The organism is Deinococcus pimensis DSM 21231 (genome assembly GCF_000519345.1).
In the GTDB taxonomy this organism is placed as follows: Bacteria; Deinococcota; Deinococci; order Deinococcales; family Deinococcaceae; genus Deinococcus_A; species Deinococcus_A pimensis.
On sequence record NZ_KI912616.1, the window covers coordinates 7,474 to 12,143 of the forward strand.

Below are 4,670 nucleotides of genomic sequence, written 5' to 3' on the forward strand. Positions count from 1 at the left end.
GGCGCGGCGAGCGCGGCGACCATGCCGCCCATGGAGAAGCCCATCAGCATGACGCGCGCCGGGTCCACGCCGGGCCGGGCGCGCGCGTACTCGACCCCCGCGAGGGCGTCCTCCACCTCGCGCGAGACGGTCATGGCGCTGAAGTCGCCGTCACTGTCGCCGCTCCCGCGGAAGTCGAAGCGCAGGGCGCCCACCCCGAGCCGCGCGAGGTGCCGCGCCGTGAGGGTGAACAGGCGGTGCGTCTCGCTCTTGTGCCCGGTGTAGCCGTGCAGCATCACCACGAGCGGGTGCCCCGCGGCGGGCGCGGGCGTGTCGGGCAGGTGGAGGACGCCGACGACGCGCTCGCCGCCGACCGTGAACTGGGCGTGGGTTTCCATGCCCCGACCCTACCAGCCCCGCGCCCCGGGGTGCGTTCAGCGTTTCTGTGCCTCGACCGCCTCGCGCAGTTCGTCCTTGGTCATGCGGCTCCTGCCCCGCACGCCGAGCTCGCGGGCGCGGTCGTAGAGCGCCTGCCGCGAGGGTTCGTCCGCGTTCCGCGAGGCCTTCTTCTCCCCCGCCGAAGCGCGCTCGCGCGTGCGGCGACGCTTCTCGCGGGCGTGCTCGTACTCTCGCATCGCCTCGCGGACGCTGTCGGGCCACGCGACGTGCTGCTCGCCCTTCCTGGTCGCCTCGTCCTTCGTGCGGACCGCCTCGCGGCGCTCGTCCTCGCTCAGCATGTTCCACACGGCCTTCGGCAGGTAGCGCTCCACCCGCTGCCCGTGCCTCGCGTCACCGCCCCCCTTCACGGTGCGCCAGTCCTCGTCGCCCCACTCCGTGAGGGAGCGGGCCGCGTCGTCCCTGCTCCGCGTGGTGTAGCCGCCGCCGTGCGCCTCGTACTCGCGCACGAGCAGCTGGCTCTTGCGGGCGGACCACTGGCCGGGCTTCCCTCCCCTGTCGCCGCGCTGAATCTCGTCCTTGAGGCGGGCGCGCAGGGCGGGGTCGGTGTAGCGGTCGTCGCGGTCGTGGTCGTGCTCGTGCTCGTGGTTCTTCGCCATGACGCAGCGTGACAGCGGGAGCGCCCCGCGACCGCGACGGAGCGCTCCAACTCAAGGCGGGCTTCAGGGCGTGAGGCGGTGACGGTCGCGCGGGAAGGCGCGGGCGAAGCGGACGTTCTGGATGCCGAGGAGCTTCGCGGTGAGGCGCTCCGCGCCGATGGCGAAGCCGCCGTGCGGGGGCATGCCGTGCTTGAAGACCTCCAGGTAACCCTCGAAGCCCTCCTCGCTCATGCCGCGTTCGCGCAGGCTGCGCCGCAGCATCTCGAGGTCGTGGATGCGCTGCCCGCCCGAGGTGATCTCGATGCCGCGGTAGAGCAGGTCGAAGGAGCGGGTGAGGCCGTCCTCCTCGAAGTACGCGTAGAAGGGCCGCGCGGCGCGCGGGTACTTCGTGACGAACACGTAGTCGCTGCCCAGGTGCTCGCGGACGTACTGGCTCAGCAGGCGCTCCGCCTCCGGGTCGAGGTCCTTGCCGCCCACCGCGTGCCCGTAGGTCTCGGTGACGAGGCGGCGCGCTTCGAGCAGGGGGATGCGGGGAATGCGCGCCGGGAAGTCCGGGAGGTCCGCGCCGAAGAGGGCGAACTCGGCCGCGCAGTCCTCGCGCAGGCGGCGCGTCACGTGGCGCAGCACCTCCTCCTCGACGTCCATGACGTCCTCCTCGGAGTCGATGAAGCCGAGCTCCGCGTCGAGCGAGAGGTACTCGTTGAGGTGACGGCTCGTGGCGTGCTCCTCGGCGCGGTACACGGGAGCCGTCTCGAAGACGCGCTCGAAGACGCCCACCATGATCTGCTTGTAGAGCTGCGGGCTCTGCGCGAGGTAGGCGCGGCGGCCGAAGTAGTCGATCTCGAAGAGGTTCGCGCCGCCCTCCGCGCCCGCCGAGACGATCTTCGGGGTGAAGATCTCCGTGAAGCCCAGCGTGGAGAGCGCCTCGCGGAAGGCCTCCACCAGCACGGCCTGCACGCGCAGCGCGGCGCGGTCGCGCAGGCCGCGCACGGTGACGTAGCGGTAGTCGAGGAGGGTCTCGGGGTTGGCGTTCCACTCGACCTTGGGAAGTTCCACCGGGGGCGGCTCGGTCGCGGCGGACAGGACGCGCAGGTCCGTGGCCTGCACCTCGTAGCCGCCGGGCGCGCGGGGTTGCTCCACGACCTTGCCGACGACCTCGACGCTGCTTTCCGGGAGGGGTAGGTGCTGGTGCGAGAGGACGCACTGCGTGACGCCGGATCGGTCGCGCAGCACGAGGAACTGGATGCCGCCGAGGTCGCGGCGCGAGTACGCGAAGCCGCGCAGCAGGACTTCCTGGCCGACGTGCGCGCCGAGCTCGGCGCACAGGACCCTCTTCTGGACTGCCTGTTCGTTCATGCCCTCATCCCTTCTTCCGCCGGTGGCCGGAAATGGACGGAGCCCCCGGCCTTGGCCGGGGGCTCTGAGTCGCGATACGACGACGACCCGCCCCCTAGGACGGATCGTTATTGTCGTTGTTCAGCGACGCGTTCATTAGAGGGAGTCTATGCGGGCGGCAGGAAAGGTGTCAACCTCACACACGTTCGTTGGGACGCACTATGCTCGTGCCCATGACCGACGCTGCCCCTGACCTCCAACGTGAACTCGACGTCGCCACCCGACTCGCCCGGCAGGCGGGCGAACTGCTGCTGGAGCACGTCCGGCGCGGCTTCGCCGTCGAGGAGAAGACCCCGGACGATCCCGTGACGATCGCGGACCGCGAGGCGAGCGAGCTCATCGTGGCGGGCCTGCGCGCCGCCTTCCCGGACGACGGCATCCTCAGCGAGGAGGAGGCCGACAGCGCCGAGCGGCTCGGACGGCGCCGCGTGTGGATCGTGGATCCCATCGACGGGACGCGGGAGTTCGTGAGCGGCACGGGCGACTACGTGGTGTCCATCGGGCTGGCGGTGGATCACGAGCCGGTGCTGGGCGCGGTGTACGCGCCCGCGCGGGACGTGATGTACGCCGGGTACGTGGGCGCGGGCGTGACGCGCAACGGCGAGCCCGCGGGCTTCTCGGCGCGTCCCGTCGCGGAGGCGATCGTGACGGTGTCCGACACGGAGCACACCCGCGAGCTGCACGCGTACGACCTGCCGAACCTGAACCCGAGCGGGAGCATCGCGTACAAGCTCGCGCGCATCGCGGCGGGCGAGGCCGACGCGACCTTCACGATCAACCCGCGCTCCGAGTGGGACATCGCGGCGGGGCACGCGCTGGTGCGCGCGGCGGGCGGCGACTACACCACGCGCGACGGCGCGCGGATCGCCTACAACCAGCCGCGTCCGCGCGTGCGGCGCGGAACGCTCGGCGGGCGGCCCGACGTGGTGGCGTGGCTGCGCGGCGAGCTCGCGCGCCTCGCGGTGCCCGAGCAGCAGCAGTGCCTGCGCGAGGGCGACGCCGTGTACGCGATGCTCGGCGAGGAGGACGCGCGGGCCCTGCGCGGGCACGAGCACCTGCACGCGCGTCACGCGGGCGGGCGGATCGAGGCGCTCGTGGCGCTCGCCCGCGAGGGCGGCACCTGGCGCGTGACGCGCGCCGAGGGGCGGCAGGCGGCGCTCTCGATCCTCGTCAAGGACCTGCAGCGGGAATACGGCGCGCTGGACAGGTAATCCTCACGCGGTCCCTGAGGATTGGGTTAAAGTGGGGCACATGATTTCCATCGTGACCGACTCCACCAGCGACCTGCAGGCCGCGCAGCTGTCGCAGGGGAACATCAGGGTCGTTCCCCTGTACGTGCTGTTCGGCGGCGCCATGCTCAAGGACGGCGTCGAGATCAATCCCTCCGCCATCTTCAGGGGTGTCCGCGAGGGCAAGAAGACGCCGTCCACGTCGCAGCCCAGCCCGGCCGAGTTCGCCGAGGCGTACCGCTCCGCGCTCGAGACGTCCGAGCACGTCCTCTCCATCCACATCTCGGGTCAGCTGTCGGGCACGGTGGGCAGCGCGCGCCTCGCCGCGCAGGAGTTCGACGGCCGCGTGACCGTCGTGGACTCGCGCAGCGTGTCGGGCGGTCTGGGCCTGCAGGTGCTGCGCGCCGCCGCCCGCGCCGCCGAGGGCCGCTCACCTCAGGAGATCGTCGCGGAGCTCGAACGGGTGCAGGCGGTCAGCAACATCCGCTTCACGGTGGACACGCTGGAGTTCCTGCGGCACAACGGCCGCATCGGCGGGGCGCAGGCGCTGCTCGGCAGCCTGCTGAACATCAAGCCGATCCTGGAGGTCCGCGCGGGCCGCGTGGAGGCCGCAGGGCGCGTGCGTGGCCACAAGAAGGCCGTGCAGGACATCGTGGATCACGTGCGGAACTACGTGGCGAAGCACGGCCCGTCGCGCGTGATGCACCTGTGCACCGAGGGCGGCGAGGGCACCCTGCACGAGGTGCGGTCCGGGCTGGTATCCCTCGACCTCGTGGAGGTCGGGACGCTCCCGATCGGCGCGGTCGTTGCGACGCACGCGGGTCCCGGGACCGTGGGCGTGTGCCTCGAACCCGTCACCGTCTGAGGCCCATGCGCGGACGACGCTCACGGGCCCGCCGGGCCCGCCCCACCCTCAGGAACAAGGGTCGCTACGTGCTGCTCGGGCTCGCGCTGCTCGGCGCGTGGCGGTGGCTGGACCGCGCGGACGAGCGCTCGGCGGTGGTGCGCGCGG

5 protein-coding genes are annotated in these 4,670 nt (G+C 72.1%); 2 read left to right on the top strand and 3 right to left on the bottom strand.

Annotated features, from left to right (window positions below):
* The 3 genes from DEIPI_RS0100315 to aspS all read right to left on the bottom strand — a co-directional run.
* Window positions 1-377 (bottom strand): alpha/beta hydrolase (locus DEIPI_RS0100315; RefSeq protein WP_027480467.1); only part of this gene is annotated, 377 nt, incomplete at its 3' end.
* A 36-nt stretch (window positions 378-413) separates the two neighbouring features.
* On the bottom strand, window positions 414-1,034 hold the full coding sequence (locus tag DEIPI_RS27280; protein WP_084473832.1) for a hypothetical protein: 621 nt from the start codon (window positions 1,032-1,034) through the stop codon (window positions 414-416).
* A 63-nt stretch (window positions 1,035-1,097) separates the two neighbouring features.
* Window positions 1,098-2,390, bottom strand: coding sequence for an aspartate--tRNA(Asn) ligase (aspS, locus tag DEIPI_RS0100325; protein WP_027480469.1), 1,293 nt, complete (start codon window positions 2,388-2,390; stop codon window positions 1,098-1,100).
* A gap of 212 nt (window positions 2,391-2,602) precedes the next feature.
* Between aspS and DEIPI_RS0100330 the strand changes: the two genes are divergently transcribed.
* Window positions 2,603-3,640, top strand: coding sequence for a 3'(2'),5'-bisphosphate nucleotidase CysQ family protein (locus DEIPI_RS0100330; protein ID WP_045233339.1), 1,038 nt, complete (start codon window positions 2,603-2,605; stop codon window positions 3,638-3,640).
* Window positions 3,641-3,680: 40 nt separating this feature from the next.
* Window positions 3,681-4,523, top strand: coding sequence for a DegV family protein (locus DEIPI_RS0100335; RefSeq protein WP_027480471.1), 843 nt, complete (start codon window positions 3,681-3,683; stop codon window positions 4,521-4,523).
* Window positions 4,524-4,670 lie beyond the last annotated feature (147 nt).

Excerpts from the sequence above, each read along its gene's own strand:
- DEIPI_RS27280 (WP_084473832.1), bottom strand. The coding sequence starts at position 1,034 with ATGGCGAAGAACCACGAGCACGAGCACGACCACGACCGCGACGACCGC.
- DEIPI_RS0100335 (WP_027480471.1), top strand. The coding sequence starts at position 3,681 with ATGATTTCCATCGTGACCGACTCCACCAGCGACCTGCAGGCCGCGCAG.
- DEIPI_RS0100330 (WP_045233339.1), top strand. The coding sequence starts at position 2,603 with ATGACCGACGCTGCCCCTGACCTCCAACGTGAACTCGACGTCGCCACC.
- aspS (WP_027480469.1), bottom strand. The coding sequence starts at position 2,390 with ATGAACGAACAGGCAGTCCAGAAGAGGGTCCTGTGCGCCGAGCTCGGC.